This window comes from Natrinema sp. HArc-T2 (assembly GCF_041821085.1).
Taxonomy (GTDB): Archaea; Halobacteriota; Halobacteria; order Halobacteriales; family Natrialbaceae; genus Natrinema.
Map to the genome: position 1 here is coordinate 1 of NZ_JBGUAZ010000032.1, position 508 is coordinate 508.

Genomic DNA, 508 nt, shown 5'->3' on the forward strand with positions numbered 1-508 from the left:
GCCTCCTACCTATGCTGCACAATGGCGACCACGTCTCAGTGACAGCCTGCAGTAAAGCTCTATAGGGTCTTCGCTTCCCCTTGGGGGTCTCCAGACTCCGCACTGGAACGTACAGTTCACCGGGCCCAACGTTGGGACAGTGGCGCTCTCGTTGATCCATTCATGCAAGCCGCTACTAAAGCGGCAAGGTACTACGCTACCTTAAGAGGGTCATAGTTACCCCCGCCGTTAACAGGTCCTTCGTCCCCTTGTACGGGGTGTTCAGATACCTGCACTGGGCAGGATTCAGTGACCGTACGAGTCCTTGCGGATTTGCGGTCACCTATGTTGTTACTAGACAGTCGGAGCGCCCGAGTCACTGCGACCTGCCCCGAGACGGGGCAGGCATCCCTTATTGCGAACGTACGGGACTAACTTGCCGAATTCCCTAACGTCGGTTGCTCCCGACAGACCTTGGCTTTCGCCGCCACGAGTACCTGTGTCGGATCTCGGTACGGACAGTGTGCTC

General features: G+C 57.5%; 1 rRNA gene. It reads right to left on the minus strand.

The window, feature by feature from the left end:
* Nucleotides 1-508, minus strand: a 23S ribosomal RNA gene (locus tag ACERI1_RS18830); the annotation flags it as partial.